General features: G+C 60.8%; 17 protein-coding genes and 1 tRNA gene. 16 read left to right on the plus strand and 2 right to left on the minus strand.

Annotated features, from left to right (window positions below; all coding sequences use genetic code 11):
* Window positions 1-3: 3 nt before the first annotated feature.
* The 4 genes from BLLJ_RS01315 to nucS all read left to right on the plus strand — a co-directional run bounded on the left by BLLJ_RS01315 (window position 4) and on the right by nucS (window position 3,559).
* Window positions 4-927 (plus strand): F0F1 ATP synthase subunit gamma, encoded by a 924-nt coding sequence (locus tag BLLJ_RS01315; RefSeq protein WP_007051479.1) that lies wholly within the window; start codon window positions 4-6, stop codon window positions 925-927.
* 8 nt (window positions 928-935) lie between these two features.
* A complete protein-coding gene (gene atpD, locus BLLJ_RS01320; RefSeq protein WP_007051478.1) occupies window positions 936-2,408 on the plus strand; it encodes a F0F1 ATP synthase subunit beta in 1,473 nt (490 codons plus the stop codon).
* Window positions 2,408-2,701 carry a F0F1 ATP synthase subunit epsilon gene (locus BLLJ_RS01325; RefSeq protein WP_007054766.1) on the plus strand — a complete coding sequence of 98 codons (294 nt, stop codon included), beginning with the start codon at window positions 2,408-2,410 and terminating at the stop codon, window positions 2,699-2,701. Before atpD ends, BLLJ_RS01325 begins: the two co-directional genes overlap by 1 nt.
* Before the next feature lie 87 nt (window positions 2,702-2,788).
* Window positions 2,789-3,559, plus strand: coding sequence for an endonuclease NucS (gene nucS, locus BLLJ_RS01330; RefSeq protein WP_007051476.1), 771 nt, complete (start codon window positions 2,789-2,791; stop codon window positions 3,557-3,559).
* A gap of 45 nt (window positions 3,560-3,604) precedes the next feature.
* Here the strand turns inward: nucS and BLLJ_RS01335 are convergent, their stop codons facing one another.
* Window positions 3,605-4,594: an FKBP-type peptidyl-prolyl cis-trans isomerase gene (locus BLLJ_RS01335; RefSeq protein WP_007051475.1), complete on the minus strand. Its 990-nt coding sequence runs from the start codon at window positions 4,592-4,594 to the stop codon at window positions 3,605-3,607.
* A gap of 80 nt (window positions 4,595-4,674) precedes the next feature.
* Here BLLJ_RS01335 and BLLJ_RS01340 point away from each other — a divergent pair, with 80 nt between their 5' ends.
* The 3 genes from BLLJ_RS01340 to BLLJ_RS01350 all read left to right on the plus strand — a co-directional run bounded on the left by BLLJ_RS01340 (window position 4,675) and on the right by BLLJ_RS01350 (window position 7,982).
* Window positions 4,675-5,754 carry a hypothetical protein gene (locus tag BLLJ_RS01340; protein WP_007051474.1) on the plus strand — a complete coding sequence of 360 codons (1,080 nt, stop codon included), beginning with the start codon at window positions 4,675-4,677 and terminating at the stop codon, window positions 5,752-5,754.
* Window positions 5,754-6,761 carry a hypothetical protein gene (locus BLLJ_RS01345; protein ID WP_007057698.1) on the plus strand — a complete coding sequence of 336 codons (1,008 nt, stop codon included), beginning with the start codon at window positions 5,754-5,756 and terminating at the stop codon, window positions 6,759-6,761. The genes BLLJ_RS01340 and BLLJ_RS01345 overlap by 1 nt, the downstream gene beginning before the upstream one ends.
* A gap of 246 nt (window positions 6,762-7,007) precedes the next feature.
* Window positions 7,008-7,982, plus strand: coding sequence for a tetratricopeptide repeat protein (locus BLLJ_RS01350; protein ID WP_032740584.1), 975 nt, complete (start codon window positions 7,008-7,010; stop codon window positions 7,980-7,982).
* Between the two features lie 82 nt (window positions 7,983-8,064).
* On the opposite strand, the gene BLLJ_RS01355 is transcribed toward BLLJ_RS01350, so the two are convergent.
* Window positions 8,065-8,691: a CYTH domain-containing protein gene (locus BLLJ_RS01355; RefSeq protein WP_007054770.1), complete on the minus strand. Its 627-nt coding sequence runs from the start codon at window positions 8,689-8,691 to the stop codon at window positions 8,065-8,067.
* A gap of 97 nt (window positions 8,692-8,788) precedes the next feature.
* Between BLLJ_RS01355 and BLLJ_RS01360 the strand changes: the two genes are divergently transcribed.
* The 9 genes from BLLJ_RS01360 (at window position 8,789) to BLLJ_RS01400 (ending at window position 17,712) form a co-directional block, all read left to right on the plus strand.
* Window positions 8,789-8,864 (plus strand) — tRNA-Arg (locus BLLJ_RS01360).
* Window positions 8,865-9,239: 375 nt separating this feature from the next.
* Entirely contained in the window at window positions 9,240-9,629 is a 390-nt protein-coding gene (locus BLLJ_RS01365; RefSeq protein ID WP_007054771.1) for a Rid family detoxifying hydrolase, read from the plus strand.
* A gap of 182 nt (window positions 9,630-9,811) precedes the next feature.
* A complete protein-coding gene (locus BLLJ_RS01370) occupies window positions 9,812-10,729 on the plus strand; it encodes a lysophospholipid acyltransferase family protein (protein WP_010081634.1) in 918 nt (305 codons plus the stop codon).
* Between the two features lie 93 nt (window positions 10,730-10,822).
* Window positions 10,823-11,824: an NAD(P)H-dependent glycerol-3-phosphate dehydrogenase gene (locus tag BLLJ_RS01375; protein WP_007051468.1), complete on the plus strand. Its 1,002-nt coding sequence runs from the start codon at window positions 10,823-10,825 to the stop codon at window positions 11,822-11,824.
* 186 nt (window positions 11,825-12,010) lie between these two features.
* On the plus strand, window positions 12,011-13,198 hold the full coding sequence (locus BLLJ_RS01380; protein ID WP_007055652.1) for a D-alanine--D-alanine ligase family protein: 1,188 nt from the start codon (window positions 12,011-12,013) through the stop codon (window positions 13,196-13,198).
* 252 nt (window positions 13,199-13,450) lie between these two features.
* On the plus strand, window positions 13,451-14,617 hold the full coding sequence (locus BLLJ_RS01385) for an ABC transporter substrate-binding protein (protein ID WP_007051466.1): 1,167 nt from the start codon (window positions 13,451-13,453) through the stop codon (window positions 14,615-14,617).
* An 11-nt stretch (window positions 14,618-14,628) separates the two neighbouring features.
* Window positions 14,629-15,579 (plus strand): ABC transporter permease, encoded by a 951-nt coding sequence (locus BLLJ_RS01390; protein WP_007055662.1) that lies wholly within the window; start codon window positions 14,629-14,631, stop codon window positions 15,577-15,579.
* The gene (locus BLLJ_RS01395; RefSeq protein ID WP_007051464.1) at window positions 15,576-16,430 is read left to right on the plus strand and encodes an ABC transporter permease; all 855 of its coding nucleotides are present in this window, start codon (window positions 15,576-15,578) and stop codon (window positions 16,428-16,430) included. The genes BLLJ_RS01390 and BLLJ_RS01395 overlap by 4 nt, the downstream gene beginning before the upstream one ends.
* Window positions 16,431-16,434: 4 nt before the next feature.
* On the plus strand, window positions 16,435-17,712 hold the full coding sequence (locus BLLJ_RS01400; protein WP_007054774.1) for an ABC transporter ATP-binding protein: 1,278 nt from the start codon (window positions 16,435-16,437) through the stop codon (window positions 17,710-17,712).
* Window positions 17,713-17,914 lie beyond the last annotated feature (202 nt).

The following is a 17,914-nucleotide window of genomic DNA, read 5'->3' on the forward strand; positions in this document are numbered from 1 at the left end:
GCCATGGGCTCGCAACTCGCATTGAAATCACGCATCCGCTCCACCGAGTCGTTGGCGAAGATCTTCAACGCTCAGGAGATGATCGCGTCTTCGCATATCGCCAAGGCCCGTGATGTGGCCCTGAACGCGAAGCCGTACACCGATGCGATTTTCGATGCCGTGCAAGCGTTGGTGGCCCACACCCATATCACGCATCCGATCGCGGTGAAGGACGAGAAGAACCCGCGCGTGGCTGTTCTCGCCCTCACCTCGGATCGTGGTATGGCCGGCCCGTACACCTCTTCGATTATCCGTGAAACGGAGTCGCTGCTGTCCCGCCTCGATGCGGCAGGCAAGCAGCCGGAGCTGTTCGTGTACGGGCGTCGCGGTTCGACGTACTACAAGTACCGTAATCGTGACATCGCGGCGACGTGGGAAGGCGACACCGACCAGCCCGGCGTGGAAATTGCTGAAACGATCTCCAACACCTTGATGGACGCCTACATGAAGCCGGCTGAGAAGGGTGGAGTTTCCGAACTCTACATCGTCTACACCGAGTTCATCAACATGGTGGTGCAGAAGGTGCGCGTGCTGCGCATGCTGCCGGTCGAAATCGTGAAAAACGAGACCAAGGTGCCCGATCCTGATGAAGAGGCACCGGCTACTGCGGATGTCGCTCCGCTGTACACTTTCGAGCCCAGCCTCGAAAAGGTACTGGATGCGATTCTGCCGAAGTACATTCAGTCCCGTATCCACGAGTGCCTGCTGACCGCGGCCGCGTCGGAAACCGCAAGCCGCCAGAACGCCATGCACACGGCAACCGACAACGCACGAAACCTGATCGACGACCTTACGCGCAAGCTCAACGCTTCCCGCCAGGCCTCGATCACCCAGGAACTTACCGAAATCATCGGCAGCGCTGACGCGCTGACCAAGAAGGAAGAGTAGGAACGCATATGGCTGACAACCAGACCACTGCGGCCGAGCCTACCAACGGTCGCGTCACCCGCGTCCAGGGCTCGGTTATCGACGTTGAATTCCCGGTGGGTCATCTGCCCGACATCTACAACGCCCTGAAAGTAACGATCGTCAACACCAGCGCCAAGGAAGAAGGCGAGGCGAAGGAGACCGAGATCACCCTCGAGGTCGAACAGCACCTCGGTGATTCCACGGTCCGTTGCGTCGCTCTGAAGCCCACCGACGGCCTGGTTCGTGGTGCCTCCGTCTCCGACACCGGCGCCCCGATCTCCGTGCCGGTCGGCGACGTGACCAAGGGCCACGTCTTCGACGTGTCCGGTAACATCCTCAACAAGAAGCCGGATGAGACCATCACCGTCTCCGAGCGTTGGCCTATCCACCGCAACCCGCCGGCCTTCGATCAGCTGGAGTCCAAGACCCAGATGTTCGAAACGGGCATCAAGGTCATCGATCTGCTGACCCCGTACGTGCAGGGCGGCAAGATCGGTCTGTTCGGTGGTGCAGGTGTGGGCAAGACCGTGCTGATTCAGGAAATGATTCAGCGCGTGGCCCAGAACCACGGTGGTGTGTCCGTGTTCGCTGGCGTCGGCGAGCGTACCCGTGAGGGTAACGATCTGATCGGCGAAATGGCCGAGGCCGGCGTGCTTGAGAAGACCGCACTGGTCTTCGGCCAGATGGATGAGCAGCCGGGTACCCGTCTGCGTGTCCCGCTGACCGCACTGACCATGGCAGAGTACTTCCGTGACGTGCAGAACCAGGACGTGCTGCTGTTCATCGACAACATCTTCCGCTTCACCCAGGCCGGTTCCGAGGTGTCCACCCTGCTGGGTCGTATGCCTTCCGCCGTGGGTTACCAGCCGAACCTGGCCGATGAGATGGGTTCCCTCCAGGAGCGCATCACCTCGACCCGTGGTCACTCGATCACCTCGTTGCAGGCCATTTACGTGCCGGCCGATGATTACACCGACCCGGCCCCGGCCACGACCTTCGCCCACTTGGATGCAACCACCGAGCTTTCTCGTGACATTGCCTCCAAGGGTATCTACCCGGCTGTGGACCCGCTGAGCTCCACCTCGCGAATCCTCGATCCGCGTTACGTGGGCCAGGCTCACTACGACTGCGCCAACCGCGTCAAGGCGATTCTGCAGCGTAACAAGGAGCTGCAGGACATCATCGCCCTGATCGGTATCGACGAGCTCGGCGAAGAGGACAAGACCACCGTGAACCGTGCTCGTAAGATCGAGCAGTTCCTCGGCCAGAACTTCTATGTGGCTGAGAAGTTCACCGGTCGCCCCGGCTCCTACGTGCCGGCCGACGAGACCATCGAAGCCTTCACCCGCATCTGCGACGGCGTGTACGACGACGTCCCGGAGCAGGCGTTCTCCGGCATCGGCGGCATCGACGACCTCGAAGAGAAGTGGCACAACATGCAGAAGGAACTGGGTGCGTGATGGCTGCGGAAAAAACCACGATGAAGGTCAACATCGTCGCCGCTGACCACCCTGTGTGGCACGGCGAGGCGACGAGCGTGACCATTCCCGCCTCTGAGGGCGGCATGGGCATCCTGCCCGACCATGAGCCTGTGCTCACGGTGATCAAGCAGGGTACGCTCACCGTGGTTGAGCCCGATGGCGATCGCCACATGTTCGAGGTGACCGACGGATTCATTTCCTTCGACTCGAACAAACTCACCGTGGCGGTCGAGCGCGGCCACGACGTCCAGTACTCCGGCACCGCCGAGTGACCTGAACCAACTCCTTAAGGGGCTCTCTGGTTTTCCAGAGAGCCCCTTTTGCTATGTATGCCATGTGTTGCGCTACAGTGGTGGCCTATGCGAGTTATTGTTGCCGACTGTTCGGCCGAGTATTCGGGCCGCCTCAACGCCTCACTGCCCCTGGCCAAGCGCGTATTGCTGATCAAGGCCGATTCCAGCCTGTTGATTTTCTCCGAATTGGGCTCCTACAAGCCGCTGAACTGGATGACCGCGCCCTGCACGATTCGTGAGATCGACCCAGCCGCCAAATCCGCGCAACATTCCCGGGAAAGTGTCGCTGGTGGGGCTGTGGATGGTGATTCTGCGACGCATTCCCCGGAAAGTGTCGCCGCTGGTGAGCCGGAAAAGGTGCTACGTGTCAGCGCCGACAAGGGTTCGGACATTCTTGAAGTGACGCTGCAGCATATCTATTCCGACCAAACCTATGATCTGGGCGAAGATCCGGGTCTCATCAAGGATGGCGTGGAAGACCATCTGCAGCGCTATCTGGCCGAGCAAATCGAGCGTATCGGCAAGGGAGCCAAGCTGGTGCGTCGCGAATACCCGACCGCCATTGGCCCAGTGGATATTATGGCCGTGAATGCCGAGGGCGAGCATGTGGCTGTGGAAATCAAACGTCACGGCGGCATTGATGGCGTCGAGCAGCTGACTCGCTACTGCGAACTGCTCAATCGAGATCCGCTGCTGGCCCCGGTGCACGGCATCTTCGCCGCACAAACCATCACGCCGCAAGCCCAGGTCTTGGCCAAAGACCGCGGCTTCACCTGCCTCATCCTCGATTACGACGATATGAAAGGCACCGAGGACGACAGTCTCAGGCTGTTCTAGATATAGCAGGGGCTCCCTCATCAGAGGGAGCCCCTGCTATATCTTTTAGTACGCGGCGAGAATATCGATTACGAAGACCAACGTGGAGTTGGCGGGAATCGGACCTTGCTCCTTATCTCCATAGGCCTGATCCGGCGGAATCACCAGCAGAACCTGAGAGCCGACGGTCTGGCCGACCAGACCCTTCTGCCAGCCCTCGATAACCTGATGCTGGCCGCTGGAATCGCTGAACAGATCGGCGTCGATTGTGGAATCGCGATCCCAGGACGAATCGAACTGCTTGCCATTCGTAAGCCAACCGGTGTACTTGACCACCACGGTGTTCTTGTCGGTCAGCTTGGCGCCGTTACCCTTGATCAGCGTCTGCGAGATCAGCGAATCAACCGAACCCTGACCGTTCATGTCGATGGACGGCTCGCCGTTTTTGGCTCGCGTCACCTTCGGCAGATTGGCCGGCACATCCTTGACTTCCTCGCCAGTGGCCTTCTCCAAGTCCTTGGACTTGGACACAAACGTCATCGCCAGAATGTAAGAGTACCCGGACGAATCCTGAGCGTTGACGCCAAAGCCAATCGTGGTGTTGATCTTGGCACCCTTGATCTGGTTGTAGTAGGTCGAGGAGAGGGTCTTGGAATCCACCTTCAGCGAGCAATCCGGCGTGTTCTTGGTCCAGGTGTCCATGAGCTCGGTTCCGTCTTTAACGTTGAGCGCGATGCCTTGGGCGCAGACGCGGTCGCCCTCCTCGATCACGTCGCCATCGCCCTTCTGCAGCACCACATAAGAGCCGTCGGACACGGTCATCGGCGTATTAAAGGAGATGGTCGGCTTCTCGCCGAGCTTGCCCTTGGCGGTCACGCCGGCAATTTGGCCCTTCTTGTCAGAAGAGTCGGAAGATGAAGAGGAATCGGAAGAAGAGGATTTCGAGTCCGAGCTCGAACTGGAGCAGGCAGCCAGCGACACGCACATCGCCAGCGAGCAGGCAAGGGCAACGGCCTTGCCGAGGGGGGATAACATAGACTTAACAGACTTACGCATGACACATCACCCTACTGGTAAACCTTGATTTTCTGCGCTCCTAGGTAATAAACAGGTGAAGATTGTAGAATGGTTGAGTTATGAGTGCTGAAGAACAGACTACAAGACCGGATAAGGGCGCCAAGCGTCCATCCCGTCATGCCAAAATCATGCGTGGAGTGGTGACGCCTATCTTCGGACTATTGGCCGTGGCGGCTGTGGTGTTGGGGTACATGAATGCCACGATGTGGAAGCCCTCCACTGAAATCACCGCTTCCGCAACCATGAGCGGCTCCCGGTATGTCGTCACTGATCCGAATGTGCTGACCTTGTTGGATCAGAATGCCACGATAACCGTGGACTCGGGATCCTCTCAGGACGAGGCGTGCGTGGCGTTGGGTTCGTCCAAGGATGTTGCCGGATGGGTCGCGTCCGAGAAGTCCTATACCCGCATCACCGGATTGGCATCATGGAGCGAGCTGAGCACCCAGAAGGGAAGCAGCACGAGTCAGGGAGCGCCTACCAGTGCCGATGACGCGGTGTCGTTCAAGGATTCCGATATGTGGACTGCCGTGAAATGCGGCACTGGGTCCGTTTCGCTGAAGAGCAAGAAGACCGGCGCCTCGACGGTAGCCATTGTGGATTTGGGCGAAAATGTCACCAACGCCAAGGTGCAGCTGCACTGGGTGCGCTCCGAAGTGCCGGACTTTGCGATGCCGTTCTATCTGTCCGGCGGATTGCTGGCCGTGCTGGCCGTACTGTGCGCCTCCGTGTTCGCCATGCCGCCGCATAAGCGCCGCAAGCGCATGGTGGAAGGCATGGCAAGCGCCGTAATCGAGGAAGAGGCACCCGCCAGCATCGCAGTGTCCGGGAAGCCGGATGGTGCAAGTCGACGTAATCGTCGCCGTCACGCCACACATCGGCGTTCGGGCCGTGCGTCCTCGCAATCCTCGCAATCTGAAGCCACCGAAACACCGGTTATCATCGACCCAAGTTCGCGTAACCTGGTCGCCGACCAGCAGACCGGTGCCGAAAGCGGCGCTGAGCCCGGCCTCAGCGCCGGCGATAACGAATCGACTTCGGTAATCACCCCTGACGAACTGCAGGCCTACTTCTCCCGCTTGGCCCAAGAGGTCAATACCGGAGACGACTCGGCCGATGACGGACAGGAGGAAAGCTGATGAACAAGCGATGGAACAAACTGTGTGTGTCCGCCCTCGCCTGCATGGCGTTGGTCGTGCCGTTGACCGCCTGTGAAGGCCAACTGCCGACGCCGGCTGCTGATACCTCCACCAAGGTTGCGCCGGATTTGACCGAGGCGCAGGAGAAGAAGATTCGTCTGAAGATTCTCAAGACGATCGATGAAGCCGATCAGGCCAAGAATCCCGATGGGTATGCGACCGTTATGGGCGGGCCCCAGCTGGACATTCGCATCAGCCAGACCACGATCAATCAGCGTGGCGGCGGTATGTCCGAATATGCGACCATTCCCAAGGACATCGCCCAGACGGTGATTCCTACGGACGACGGATGGCCTCGCTCGGTGTTCACCATCACGACCACCACCGAAGATCAGCAGTCCAAGCGTTTGCTGGTCTTCGATCAGGAATCCGCCCAGCAGAATTACAAGCTGATGGCTATGGCTCGACTGTTTGAGGGCGCCAAGCTGCCGAAGTTCGAGATTCCGACTATTGGCTCGCAGATGGGCACCGCAAAGGATGAGAAGCTGGTGGCCGCTCCCGCCGATGCCTTGGCCCAATACGCCGATGTACTGCAGAACGGCTCCAAGAGCCAATACGCTTCCAAGTTCGCAGACGATTTGCTGCGCCAGGAACTGGCCAATACCACGGCCAAGGTGCAGGAAGGTATGCAACGCAACAACGGTACGCAGGAGCAAAAATTCACCGCTGTGCCTGAACAGATGTGGGTGATGCGTGCTGCAGACGGTGCCGGTGATCTGGTGGTTGGCCGTATTAACGGCGAATGGACTCGCAAGGCAGGGGATGGCCGCGAATCGCAGCCGGCTTCCGACGACGAGAAGGCGCTGTTCAATAGCGACAAGTACACCAGCACCATGAAGGTCACGTATGTGAACGTGGTGGCCTTGTACATTCCGTTGGCAAGCTCCGGTGAGCAAATCACCGCCGTGGGTGCCGACCGTCAGCCGGTAAAGGTCGAAGCGCTGTAGTTGTTGCCGCCGCCCACCGCGCGGTTAACGCCCCACCACGATATGATTCATCCACCACGATGTCGGTAAGTTTTACCTTTCGCACAATGGTGCCGTTTTGAGTCACATCGTGGTGGGCGTTTTGCTACGTGGTGGGAATTTCACCGCGTAGTGGAAGAATCCCTACGTGGTGGGAATCGGCATTACAATCAATGTCAGCAAATGTGATTGTTGTTGTACGCGAATCGCGTGGAATCGGGAGGCATTATGGCAGAGCAGCAGTTCAATCCGGGAGTCTCATTGGCGGGCGCCGTCGATTTGGAGGCGCTGAAGCATCAGGTCAAGGCCAAGCCCGGCCAGGCGGGTGGCGCTCCTGCCGCTGGTGGGTACGTGATCGACACCACCGAAAACACCTTCCAGGCAATGGTGCAGACTTCTGCGACCTTCCCGATCCTGCTGCTCCTGTGGATACCGACCGATGACCGCCTGTTCCCGATGGCCCGTGCGTTGGGCGACGCGGTGAACGCCCTGAACGGCCAGATTCAGCTCTCCCGTATCGATATCTCGTCCAATCCTTCGATTGCCCAAGCGTTGCAGGTGCAGGGCGCGCCCGCACTGTTCGCGTTGATTGCCGGCCGTCCGATGCCGCTGTTGCAGGGCCTTCCGGGTGACGACGAGCTCAAGCAACTTACTGACGAGGTGATTCCGAAGATTATTGAGGCCGCCGCGCAGTCTGGTGTGAACGGTACCGCGCCGTACTCGGGTGATCCTGATTCCGATGCCGCCAAGAGCGCTGGTGCCACCGGTGCCGTCGCGGGTGCTGAGCAGGTGCCGCCGGAGCATGCCGAAGCCCATCGTTTGGCCGAGGAGGGCGATTACGCCGGTGCCGCCGCCGAATACGAGCGCGTGCTCGGATCCGACCCGTCCGATGCACTGGCTGCCCGCGAACGTGCGAAGGCGCTGTTGCTGGCCCGCTCCGGGTCCGCTGATGTACGTGACGTGCGTGCCGCTGCCGCCGCAGCGCCGGACGATGTGGAAGCGCAGTTGGCTGTGGCTGATATCGACATGATCGGTGGCCAGATTCAAGACGCTTTCGACCGTTTGCTGGACTTTTTGGCCGCCGGGCACAAGGCCGATATCGAGCAGGTTCGCAAGCGTCTGCTCGAATACTTCACCATCCCCGAACCCACCGACCCGCGTCTGGCCCGCGCCCGCCGTCGCCTAGCCACCCTCATGTACTGATTGGTTTTGGCTCCCCTCTTTGAGGGGAGCTGTCAGGCGTAGATGACTGAGGGGAGCGCGCGAGCGTACTTGATTGCTTCCCCTAAACCATCCGATTCTTCCCGAAATATTGCTGGAACCTTGGCCCCTCCAGCGCCAGTTCCTCCTCGAAATCATCCGCCCACTTACAGAACGGACGGTTGGCGAGACCATCGTTATTGAATCGCGCCTGATCGGTGATTTCGGTGATGCAGAATTTCGGAATCGTCAGATTGGTAACCGGCCCGGATCGTTCGGCCTCGGCTACGATCAGCGGCGCGTTCGGCCCGCCGAACACGTCCACGCTCCAGCCGTCTTCCTCAATCCACACGGAATACCGGTTCTTGATGATTACCGAGCCGCCGCGCTTGATGAGTTCGGCCGCGATACGCGTATCGATTTCGCGCTCGACTTCGTAGCGCGTGCCGCCCACGGACGGACCTTTGACGGTGACATATGCTTCCGAGAACCGGTCGCGGTATTCGTCCAGCACGGCCACCGGATTTACGTCGGGCGTCATGTCGACGTGAACCTTGCGCGAGACCAGCCGCACGCGCAAGGCGTAATTGTCGGCATGCACGTAGTAGCTCTGAATGATGAGGGTCGGGGCGTCGCCGTCGTCGTATTCCGCCGGCAGTTCGCGGCAGAAGAAGCGGCGTTCGTATTCGAAGTCATCTGTAGGTTCCGACATAACCCCATTGTAGAGCCGATAATGGCGATTTTCTCGTTATTTTGGCGACGTATGTGCCGCATGCAACGTGATGTGGTGTACAGTAAAGAAGTTGCTCGGGTTTGTAGCTCAGTGGATAGAGCGTCTGTCTCCGGAACAGAAGGTCGTGGGTTCGATCCCCATCAAGCCCACCAGCATGGCTTTCGGCTAACCGCCGGAAGCCTTTTGCATATTCGGCGCGTGCAAGGCTGGTGCTGGTGTCGGCAATGGCAAGGCCGGTGATGCCGGCTCGCTTGGGTCGTGGAAAAACCGTCCGGTTTGGCGAGAACGGTAGCCGAATCGTCTGGAATCGTCTGGAATCGTCTGGAATCGTCTGGAATAGCAAGGAATAGTCTGTTGATGGCCGTATGCCGGGCATCATGCGCGCTAAACGCGACTTTGCTCAGTAGACTGCTACGTAATCGGCATTGCCAATCGTTGCTGATCGTGCGATTGGTCGTAGCCGGTGGTGATGTGTACCGGCGCCGGCCGCAGCAGGTGGGCGCCCCCAAGATGAGAAGGAGCACAATATGAGCGAAAAGATGGAAGCCGTAGCCACTTCCGAGGCGCCGGCCGCGCTGGGCGCATACAGCCAGGCGGTGAAGGCCAATGGCTTCGTGTTCGTATCCGGCCAGCTGGGCATTGATCCGGCCACCGGCGAACTGGCGGGCGAGACCGCTGGAGAGCAGGCTGCACAGGCGCTGAAGAATATTAAGCACATTCTCGACACTGCCGGTACCGGCATTGAGCATGTGTGCCGTGCCACCATCTACCTGAAGAACGTCGAGGACTTCAAGGAAGTGGACGCACGTTACGCTGAGGCGTTCATCGGCTCCGTCAAGCCCGCCCGCGTGGCCTTTGGCAACAACATGATTCCCAAGGGCGCGCTCGTGGAGATTGACGCCATCGCGGTGGAGTGATTCGAACGTTTCCCCGGCGGCCCGTCTGCGCGCATGGTGTGTGCAGACGGGCCGCCGCGTATTGTGCGACGCATTCCGGGGAATGTTTCGCTGGGCGGGGGTGCGAGGTGTGGTTCCGCGACACGTTCCCGGGAACGTTGCGCTGGAATCGTTGGGCGGTGGTCCGTGCCACAATAGAGACCATGGCATCCAAAGGAAAACCGTCGCCGCGTTCGGCCGTAAGCCCGCTGAGTGATGAGCAGGTCAAGCGTCTGGCCGCCCGCCACACGCTTGTGGACTCGACACAGTATTACCCGACCGGCCCCCGCACGCCCAATCAGCCGGAAATCAACGCCCAGAATCCCAAGGCCACCAAACGACTGCTGGGAGGGGTGTCCATTGTGTTCCGCGCCAGCTGCAAGACCAAGGCCTGGGGCTTGGAACAGGTGCCGGAAACCGGACCGTTCATCACCGCCGCCAGTCATGTCACCATGTTTGATGTGTTCGTGCCAATGATGAGCCTGTTCCACATGGGCCGCCGCCCCCGTTACATGGCCAAGGCCGAGATGGCGAAGTGGCCATTGATCGGCAAGTGGTTCCAGTTGGTCGGCATGCAGCCGGTGCAGCGTCATTCGGGCAAGGCCAAGCAGATCGAAGAGACCTCGATTGATATTCTGACGTCCGGCCGCCCGCTGACGGTCTGGCCGGAAGGCACCGTGACCCGCGACCCGAAAAAGTGGGTGATGAGCATTAAGGAGGGCGTGGGATATATCGCCCTTGAATCCTCGCGCAGACTGGGGCATCAGGTGCCGCTGTACCCGGCGGTGACGTGGGGTGCCGCCTCCATCAACCACTGGTGGCCATGGCCGCGCAAAAACGTGGTGATGTGCTATGACCATGCGCTCGATTACTCCGATTTGCTTGCCGACATGGACTCATGGGGTGAAGAGCCGCCTGCCGAGGCCGTGAACGAGCTGATGTGGCGCGTGCTCAAACGCATGAACACAGTACTGGAGGAAATTCGTGGCGAGCAGTTCCCCGCTGAAGGCTACTGGGACTACCGCAGTATGAGTCGTAAGCCTTGGCCTGAAGCCGGCGGCCCGTTCCCGGCTGAGAAGTAGCCGCACCGGTTCCCGTACGGGGAGCCTAGGCGAGTAGCATGGCACAAGATTGTGCCGATGAAGTTGCGCGACAAGCGAAGGTAGGAATTTGATATGGGTAAAAATATAACGGTTCTCGGTGCAGGAGCATGGGGTACTGCTTTCGGCCAAGTGCTGGCGGACGCAGGCAACACGGTGACCATGTGGGCCAAGGAGCAGCAGATTGTCGAGGGCATTCGCGATCACCACCACAACGCCGTGCGCCTGCCGTCCGTCGAAAAGTTGCCGGACAACATGACCGCCACTGGGGATCGCGCCGAAGCCGTCAAGAACGCGGACATCGTAGTCGTGGCCATCGCCGCGCAGTTCGCGCGAGTGGCACTCGTCGAATTCAAGGGACTGATTCCCGATCACGCCATCGTCGTCAGCCTGATGAAGGGCATCGAGCGTGGCACCAACAAGCGTATGGACGAAGTCGTCCGCGAATCCCTTGACTTGCCGGCCGACCGGTTCGCCGCCATTTCCGGACCGAACCTGTCCAAGGAAATCGCCGATCGTCATCCCGCCGCCACCGTGGTGGCTTGCACGAACCTCGATAATGCCACGAAGGTGGCCGAGGCATGCACCACCTCCTATTTCAAGCCGTTCGTGACCACCGACGTCATCGGCCTGGAAATGTGCGGCAGCCTGAAGAACGTGACCGCGCTGGCCGTGGGCATGGCCCGTGGTGCCGGCTACGGTGAGAACACCGCAGCCATGATCGAAACTCGTGGACTGGCCGAACTGACCGCGCTGGGCGTAGCCGCTGGCGCCGATCCCAAGACCTTCTTCGGCTTGGCCGGTGTGGGCGATCTCATCGCCACCTGTGGCTCTTCGCTGTCTCGTAACTATACGTTCGGCGCGAATCTCGGCAAGGGATTGACGGTCGAAGAGGCCACCAAGGTCAGCAACGGTGTGGCCGAAGGCGTGCCCACCACGGATGCGGTGGTGGCTCTTGGCGATCAGCTTGATGTGCCGACCCCGTTGGCGTATCAGATGAGCCGCGTGCTGAACGAAGGCATTTCCTGCTCGGAGATGCTTGCCGGACTGTTCGGTCACGAGGTTACCGGCGAATAACGAGAGAAGCGACGTATACGTGGCGTATACGTTGTACGTGCAAAGTCGCGTGGCGTATACGTCGTTGACGTGCACGAGTAGACTGGTGTGCGTCTCTTGTGCGCGGCGTTCCGAGCGCGGTTCGGTCCGGTTGGCGGTGCAAAGCATAGGCTTGAAAACGGTTGTAGTTTCAACAAAAGGATGGTTATGGCCAAGAAGCGTGTTGTGGTGCTCTATGGTGGGCGTGCAGACGAGCATTCGATTTCCTGCATCTCCACTGCCGGTGTGCTGGGGGCCATGGACACTGAACGGTTCGAGCCGATTCCGGTCGGCATCACCAAGGACGGCAAGTGGATCATCAATGGCGAAGATCCGCGTGGCTGGAACTTGGACGGCGGCGAGCTGCCGACCGTAAAGATCACCCCGGAATCGCGCCCGGTGATGCTTGACCCCTCTCGCGGACAGGACGGTTTCTTCATCGGCGAGCCCAGCCACATCAATTCCGCCGATTCCGGCTTCGGCACCAGCTTCGTCAGCATGTCCGACCCGGAAATGCACCATGTGCTGACCTCCCTTGGCCATGTGGACGCGGTACTGCCGGTGCTGCACGGCCCCTATGGCGAGGATGGTACGGTTCAAGGCCTGCTGGAAATGATGGGTGTGCCGTACGTGGGGTGCGGAGTGTTTGCTTCCGCCGCCTGCATGGATAAGCATTACACCAAGGTGGTACTGGATGCCGCCGGCATTCCCACCGCGCCCGGTGTGACGGTCGATGCGCGCAACTTCACCGCCGCCGATGTGCTTGCCGAGATCGAGGACGCCGGTCTTACTTATCCGCTGTTTGTCAAGCCTTCGCGCGCAGGCTCCAGCTTCGGTGTGACCAAAGTCGAGAAAGCCGATGACCGCGAGACCCAGCAGGATCGTCTGGCCGCCGCCATCGCCACCGCCGGCGAGCACGACTGGAAGGTGCTCGTCGAACAGGGGATTGATGGTCGCGAAATCGAATGTGCCGTGCTGTGCCCGAAGGCCGGTGACGAGCCCGAGGCCAGCTGGCCCGGCGAAATCGTGCTCGATCATCAGAACGACGACCAGTTCTACGATTTCGACTCCAAGTACATGGATGCCTCCGCCAGCCACGTGGAAGTGCCTGCCAATCTGCCGGTCAGCGTGCTTGAGGACGTGCGTGACGTGGCCCGTCGCGCGTTCAAGGCCGTGGATGGTGCCGGCTTGAGCCGTGTGGACACCTTCGTGACGCCTGATGGCACGGTGATGGTCAACGAAATCAACACCATGCCCGGCTTCACGCCGATTTCCATGTATCCCAAGGCTTGGGATGCCACCGGAGTGAGCTACACCGAACTCATCACGCGATTGATTGAGGGCGTGCTGAGGTAAGTGTGGTGCGGAATCGGCCGCAGGCCGGTTCCGCTATTGACACATCGCCCATACCTGTCAGTAATTCATGCCAAGTTTTCCTAAGTTCAACAGGCGTACAGCAAATGGCGAACGCAATTCACTTGCGCGCCAGTGTCAGGACAGATTAGGCGCATAGTTTCTTTTCTTGGATTCACGGGCCGCGCGAATGCCGCGCATACCAAGCCCGACTCCCCAGACTGTCGTCTGGATGATGTTGAGAAAAGGAACATTATGAACAACCTGCGTAAGATCGCGGCCGGCTCCCTCGCCGCCGTGCTCGCGTTCTCGATGGCCGCCTGCGGCTCGAGCAACGCCTCCTCCGATGGCACCGGCGAAAGCACCGGCAAGGCCGTCACCGTGAACGAAAAGTCCGCCAAAGCCACCTCCCTCGCCGACTTCGGCACCATGGAAGACCTCGAGAAGGCCGCCAAGGAAGAGGGCGCGCTGAACGTCATCGCCCTTCCGCACGACTGGTCCAACTACGGCGAGGTCATCGAGAGCTTCAAGAAGAAGTACCCGGAGATCAAGGTCACCGAGCTCAACCCGAACGCCTCATCCAAGGAAGAGCTCGACGCCGCCAAGACCAACAAGGGCACCGACGCCGCCCCCGACGTCTTCGATGTCGGCCAGGCCATCGCCGCCACCTCCACCGACTACTTCGCCCCGTACAAGGTGCAGGCCTGGGACAAGATCCCGGACACCGCCAAGGACGCCGACGGCGCCTACTACGCCGACTACACCGGCATCATGTCCGTGGGCTGGAACGCCGACAAGTACGGCGACATCAGCTCCCTGGACGACCTGCTCGACCCGAAGTTCGCCGGCACCGTGGCCCTCAACGGCAAGCCCGCCGAGGCTGGCGCCGCCTTCAACGGCTACCTGATGGCCAACCAGCTCGCCGGTGGCGACATCAACAACCTGCAGCCCGGCCTTGACTACTTCAAGAAGCTCAAGGAAGCCGGCAACCTGACCACCGTCGACGTGACCAACGGCACCATCGACTCCGGCCAGACCGGCGTGGTCTTCGACTGGACCTACAACCAGGCCTCCTACAAGAAGGAGCTCAAGGACAAGGGCGTGAACTGGAAGTACAAGACCTTCCCGAAGGCCCAGGTCGTCAGCTACTACAACCAGGCCATCAACAAGGACGCGCCGCACCCGGCCGCCGCCCGCCTGTGGGAGGAGTACCTGTACACCGCCGACGCCCAGAACCTGTGGTTCAAGGGCGGCGCCAACCCGGTGCTGCTCGATTCCATGAAGGAAGACGGCACCGTCGACCAGGCCACTCTGAAGGACGCCATCACCATCGAAGGCGAGCCGGTCTCCTACACCAACGACGACTCCACCCGCATCACCGAGTGGCTCCAGAACAACTGGGACAAGACGATCGGCAACTGAGGCACAGACCGATGACCGCCGCAATCGCACCCATTGCATCGAACGGACCTGCTGCCGCCAAGGCTGCGGGTCCGTCCGCTACTCCCGCTTCTCCTCTCTCCTCGGCGATGGCCAAGCACCGCCAGGAGCTGGGCACGCTCGCCACCACGCTCCCGTTCTTCGCCTACACCGCCTGCTTCCTGCTCGCACCCACCGTCATCGTGATTGTCGGTGCATTCCAGGATCGCAGCGGCAACTTCACGCTCGCGAACTTCAATAAGATGTTCGAGGCCAACACCATCGCCGCATTCGGCACCTCGATTCTGGTGTCTTTAGCATCCTCTCTGATCGGCGCAGTGGTGGGCGCGCTCGCTTCCTACGCACTGGTCATTGGTGCCAAGCCGAACGGCCTGCTGCGTCGTATGGTCTCCGCCATCTCCTCCGTGCTTGCTCAGTTCGGCGGCGTGATGCTCGCGTTCGCGTTCATCGCCACCATCGGCATCAACGGTATCGGCACCATGCTTATCAAGACACTGACCGGCTACACCGTGAACCCGAACTGGCTCAGTTCGTTGCCGGGCCTGGTGACCATCTACTGCTACTTCCAGATTCCGCTGATGATCATCATCTTCCTGCCCGCGGTCGATTCGATCCGTCCACAGTGGCGCGAGGCATGCGAATCCCTCGGTGGCAACACGTTCCAGTACTGGACGCGCGTGGCCTGCCCGATTCTGGCACCCCGCTTCATCTCCGCGTTCCTGCTGCTGTTCGCCTCCGCGTTCTCCGCATACGCGACCGCCGCGGCCCTGTTCTCCCAGCGTTCGATTCTGGTGCCGCTTATGATCCAAGGTGCCATGCGCAACGAACTGGACCCCAACCAGCAGGGCTTTGCCCAGGTGCTGGCATTCGCAATGATCATCGTCGTGGCCATCGTCATGCTGTTGAGCCACGCCGTGGAAAAGAGGGCCGGACGTTGGCAATGACCGAAACTTCCGCAACCAAGCCGCCGCAGCTGCGCGCCGCTCGTGCGCGTAAACAGAGCATCATCAAATTCGTGATCCTGTTCGTCACCCTGGCGTTCCTGTTCGTGCCGCTGCTGGCCATGCTCATCTTCACCCTGCGTCACCCGCTGTCCGGCCGCTGGTCGGCCGCGCCGTGGATCGCGATTTTCACCGGCAACGGCGAGTCGCTGGGTGCCGACCTGACCGTGCTGTGGCAGGGCATCGGCACCTCGCTGGCCCTGAGCGCGGTCACCGTGGTGATCATGCTGGTGCTGCTGGTGCCCACCATGGTCATCGTGCATATTCGCTCCAAGGTTTTGGAGCGCGCGATCGAATGGGTGGCCACGCTGCCGCTGACCATCCCGGCCATCGTGCTGGTGGTGGGTTTGGGCCCGATCTACCGCTGGCTGTCCGCCGACGTGCTGAGCACCAACCCAATCTGGCTGTGCTTTGCCTACGTGATTCTCGTGATGCCGTTCGCCTTCCGCGCGATCGCCGTGGGGCTTAACTCCATCGACGTCAAGACGCTGGTCGAGGCATCCCGCTCGCTCGGTGCCTCCTGGCCCAAGGTGTTCTTCAAGGTGATCATCCCGAACCTATGGCAGTCGATTCTCTCGGCATCCTTTATCTCCATCGCCGTGGTGCTGGGCGAATACACCGTCGCCTCGCTGCTCGGCCGTATGAACCTGCAGGTCGCGCTCTACCAGCTCGGCCAGTCCAATTCTCAAATCTCCACCGCCATGTCGCTGCTGGCTCTGCTCTTCGGTGCGGTGCTCCTCGTTGCGCTCGACCTGATCTCCGACGCAATGCGCAAGTCAAGGGAAGGTAAGTAACCTGATGAACAGCAATTCGATTTTCACCCGTCGCCATGCCGGTGCCGATGCCGCGGCTTCTGTTTCGGCACCCGCCACCACGTCCGCTGCCGCCGAGGACGCCTTCAAGAACGATCCCACCGCCACCCTCGAAGGCGTGCGCGGCAAGGACGTGACCAAGGCCGCCAAGGCCCTGCTCAAAGACAGCGTCAAGCGCGGCGGCGGCTCCATCCAGATGCGCGACGTCGTCAAGATCTACCCCGGCTCCACCGTTCACGCGCTCGACGACTTCAACCTGGACATCAAGCCCGGCGAAATGGTCGTGCTGCTCGGCGGCTCCGGCTGCGGCAAGTCCACCGCGCTGCGCTCGCTCGCCGGCCTCGAAGACATCCAGGGCGGCCGCATCATGGTCGGCGGCCAAGACGTCACCGGCGTGCCGGTCAACAAGCGCGAGATGGCCATGGTGTTCCAGGCCTACTCGCTTTTCCCGCACATGACCGCCCTGGAGAACGTGGAATTCGGCCTCGAAGTGCGCGGCATGGGCAAGGCAGAACGCCGCAAGATCGCCATGGAACAGCTGGAGCTCGTGGGACTTGCCGATCAGGCCAAGAAGTACACGCAGCAGATGTCCGGCGGCCAGCAACAGCGCGTGGCCCTGGCCCGCGCGCTGGCCGTCAAGCCGCGCGTGCTACTGCTCGACGAGCCGCTCTCCGCCCTCGACGCCAAGGTGCGCGTCCAGCTGCGCGACCAGATTCGCCGCATCCAACTCACCACCGGCACCACCACCGTCTTCGTGACCCACGATCAGGAAGAGGCGCTGGCCGTGGCCGACCGCATCGGTGTGATGAACAAGGGCAAGATCGAGCAGATCGCCGCCCCGCAGAACCTGTACCAGCGCCCCGCCACCGAGTACGTGGCCACGTTCATTGGACTCACCAACCGCCTGCCCGGCGCATCCAATGGCGACGAGGCCGTGGTCTTCGGCCAGCGCGTGCCGCTGCTCGCCGGCTCCGCCAAGGGCGATTCCGTGGCCGTGCTCGTGCGCCCGGAGAACCTGACGCTGGCCTTGGCCGGCAGCAGCGATTCGCACGTCGGCGAACGCGCCCGCGTGGAGGTCATTCACTTCCTTGGCTCCTTGGTGCGCGTGGATACGGTCATTACCTCCGGCGAATACCAGCGCTGGAACAAGGGCGAACAGCTCAAGGCCACCGTGCAGCTGCCCGCCAGCGAGCTGCCGGCCGGTCTGGCGGTGGGCGATGACGTGATTGTCACCCCGCGTCCGGTCGCCGCGCTCGCCTGCTGAATGGCGTTGCGATGATCGTGCGGTTCTGTTCTGTTTTTGTGACTGTACGATCGTCGAATGGCTTATCGGCAATGATGTGTGTGGGACGGCGGCGATTTTTGGGCGATTATCGCGTGCCGTCCCACAGCAATCTTGCAGAGTAGGGGACTTTCTCGGCATTGGGAATGATTGACGTTGATCATTCCTTGCCCATTGATGATTT

Source organism: Bifidobacterium longum subsp. longum JCM 1217, from assembly GCF_000196555.1.
GTDB classification, from domain to species: Bacteria; Actinomycetota; Actinomycetes; order Actinomycetales; family Bifidobacteriaceae; genus Bifidobacterium; species Bifidobacterium longum.

What these genes read in the sequence shown, in the direction of transcription:
- BLLJ_RS01315 (WP_007051479.1), top strand. Translation starts at nt 4, where the DNA reads ATGGGCTCGCAACTCGCATTGAAATCACGCATCCGCTCCACCGAGTCG.
- atpD (WP_007051478.1), top strand. Translation starts at nt 936, where the DNA reads ATGGCTGACAACCAGACCACTGCGGCCGAGCCTACCAACGGTCGCGTC.
- BLLJ_RS01325 (WP_007054766.1), top strand. Translation starts at nt 2,408, where the DNA reads ATGGCTGCGGAAAAAACCACGATGAAGGTCAACATCGTCGCCGCTGAC.
- nucS (WP_007051476.1), top strand. Translation starts at nt 2,789, where the DNA reads ATGCGAGTTATTGTTGCCGACTGTTCGGCCGAGTATTCGGGCCGCCTC.
- BLLJ_RS01335 (WP_007051475.1), bottom strand. Translation starts at nt 4,594, where the DNA reads ATGCGTAAGTCTGTTAAGTCTATGTTATCCCCCCTCGGCAAGGCCGTT.
- BLLJ_RS01340 (WP_007051474.1), top strand. Translation starts at nt 4,675, where the DNA reads ATGAGTGCTGAAGAACAGACTACAAGACCGGATAAGGGCGCCAAGCGT.
- BLLJ_RS01345 (WP_007057698.1), top strand. Translation starts at nt 5,754, where the DNA reads ATGAACAAGCGATGGAACAAACTGTGTGTGTCCGCCCTCGCCTGCATG.
- BLLJ_RS01350 (WP_032740584.1), top strand. Translation starts at nt 7,008, where the DNA reads ATGGCAGAGCAGCAGTTCAATCCGGGAGTCTCATTGGCGGGCGCCGTC.
- BLLJ_RS01355 (WP_007054770.1), bottom strand. Translation starts at nt 8,691, where the DNA reads ATGTCGGAACCTACAGATGACTTCGAATACGAACGCCGCTTCTTCTGC.
- BLLJ_RS01365 (WP_007054771.1), top strand. Translation starts at nt 9,240, where the DNA reads ATGAGCGAAAAGATGGAAGCCGTAGCCACTTCCGAGGCGCCGGCCGCG.
- BLLJ_RS01370 (WP_010081634.1), top strand. Translation starts at nt 9,812, where the DNA reads ATGGCATCCAAAGGAAAACCGTCGCCGCGTTCGGCCGTAAGCCCGCTG.
- BLLJ_RS01375 (WP_007051468.1), top strand. Translation starts at nt 10,823, where the DNA reads ATGGGTAAAAATATAACGGTTCTCGGTGCAGGAGCATGGGGTACTGCT.
- BLLJ_RS01380 (WP_007055652.1), top strand. Translation starts at nt 12,011, where the DNA reads ATGGCCAAGAAGCGTGTTGTGGTGCTCTATGGTGGGCGTGCAGACGAG.
- BLLJ_RS01385 (WP_007051466.1), top strand. Translation starts at nt 13,451, where the DNA reads ATGAACAACCTGCGTAAGATCGCGGCCGGCTCCCTCGCCGCCGTGCTC.
- BLLJ_RS01390 (WP_007055662.1), top strand. Translation starts at nt 14,629, where the DNA reads ATGACCGCCGCAATCGCACCCATTGCATCGAACGGACCTGCTGCCGCC.
- BLLJ_RS01395 (WP_007051464.1), top strand. Translation starts at nt 15,576, where the DNA reads ATGACCGAAACTTCCGCAACCAAGCCGCCGCAGCTGCGCGCCGCTCGT.
- BLLJ_RS01400 (WP_007054774.1), top strand. Translation starts at nt 16,435, where the DNA reads ATGAACAGCAATTCGATTTTCACCCGTCGCCATGCCGGTGCCGATGCC.